We start from the raw sequence: 1427 nt of genomic DNA on the forward strand, positions 1-1427 counted from the left end.
ATGATCAGCATCCTGTGAATCACATTTTTAGCCCAATGGGTACCCCGTGAGTCTGATCAAGAAACGGTTGGTATCAGGAAGCGATGAAGGGGCTGGTCGGCTTTCCCATCCAGGTGACGGTCAGGGGAGATACCAGCCGGTCACGTTCCCCTTGGGGTCCGCATACGGGAAGCAGACGATCCCGCCTTTCTGGCGTTCCGTAGTCCATTCGTTCCCACGGCACATGGTCAGCAGGTCAAGATTCCCCCGCCAAACGCCACCAGAACGATCAGGAAGGCCATCAGTCCCGTCCAGAGCAGGAGATGAACGTATTTCTGTCTGACTGGCCTGCAGCGCCTCCTGTGAGGCTCCTGTAGCCTGTTTAAGAGCGGTATTCATTTCGGCCGACAGGGCTTGTTCCTGCTGGTTCCGGGTGGCCTGATCGGACCGGACGGTCCGGAGCAGTCGGTTTGTCTCCGCCATTTCCCGGCCGAGCTGGTCGAACGCGGCCAGCTCGCTATCAGCGCTCACGAATGGCGTCAGGCGTGAGTTTCGCTTGCAAGGTCATGGCCGCGATCATGCCCGAGCGGCTTTCACTGGACGCTCTTGCCAGAGCGTCCAGCCGTTCCAGAACGCGGCGGGGAAGAGAAATGTTCGCCCGTTCCACCCGATCATCGAGAATGGCCGGATCAATGGTGACAAAGCCGATGGTCCAGCCCTGATAGTCCGGATTGTTCTGGATCGCATCGAGTGTGCTGGGAGAAGGAACCGCATCTCCCGCGTCCAGTGTAGCGTCGATCCATGCCGCTGCCGCTTCTTCTGCGCTGGAAATGGCTTCGTCGAGGGTATCGCCTGCGGAAAAGCAGCCGGGGAGGTCAGGAAAAACAACGCCGAATGCTGTTGTTTCGCTGCCCCGTTCTATCACGACCGGATAGCGCATGATGATCCTCCTAGATGCCCGCCTGCTTGCGGATGGCGGCGACCAGTCCGCTTCCCAGGTCCTTTTTGGGGTGAGGGACAACCACGATCCCCGGGCGCGACGGATGTTTGAAGACGTTGTGTGAACCGCGCACGCGATCCAGTTTCCAGCCTGCTTTTTCCAGCTCACGGATCAGAACGGCGCTTTTCATTTACACATCATACACACGATAGGGGTTTCGTTCAACAGAAACCGACTTCTGCCACCCCTCGAACGCCTTGTGGTCGTGGTCGCGGGTGATGCGTTTCATCAGCTCATCAATGACCCGGCCGAAGCGTTCATTCTTCCCGGCCGCGTCGATCAGCAGACCCCCGAGAATGACCTTGCGCCTTGTGTCCAGCTTGCGTTCCTCGGCGTTCTGTCTGGCGAGCAAAGCCTGATACCGGGCCTTGGCCTGTTCGACCTGCTGTTTTGCCTTCTCGATGGGTGTCATTTTTCCTCCCGCACCAAGTGGGTGCAATGGTCTGTT

Annotated in this window: 4 protein-coding genes; all 4 read right to left on the reverse strand. The window is 58.5% G+C overall.

Annotated features, from left to right (window positions below; translation table 11 throughout):
• Window positions 1-120: 120 nt before the first annotated feature.
• The 4 genes from LOC54_RS12190 to LOC54_RS12205 are packed head-to-tail and all read right to left on the reverse strand — an operon-like array spanning window position 121 to window position 1391.
• Window positions 121-510 (reverse strand): replication protein, encoded by a 390-nt coding sequence (locus LOC54_RS12190; protein ID WP_279314048.1) that lies wholly within the window; start codon window positions 508-510, stop codon window positions 121-123.
• On the reverse strand, window positions 500-919 hold the full coding sequence (locus LOC54_RS12195; RefSeq protein WP_279314049.1) for a type II toxin-antitoxin system HicB family antitoxin: 420 nt from the start codon (window positions 917-919) through the stop codon (window positions 500-502). Before LOC54_RS12195 ends, LOC54_RS12190 begins: the two co-directional genes overlap by 11 nt.
• Before the next feature lie 10 nt (window positions 920-929).
• Complete coding sequence (locus tag LOC54_RS12200; RefSeq protein WP_279314050.1) at window positions 930-1109, reverse strand: type II toxin-antitoxin system HicA family toxin; 180 nt, start codon at window positions 1107-1109, stop codon at window positions 930-932.
• Entirely contained in the window at window positions 1110-1391 is a 282-nt protein-coding gene (locus LOC54_RS12205; RefSeq protein ID WP_279314051.1) for a mobilization protein, read from the reverse strand.
• Window positions 1392-1427: the final 36 nt, after the last annotated feature.

Source organism: Acetobacter sp. AN02 (genome assembly GCF_029759835.1).
In the GTDB taxonomy this organism is placed as follows: Bacteria; Pseudomonadota; Alphaproteobacteria; order Acetobacterales; family Acetobacteraceae; genus Acetobacter.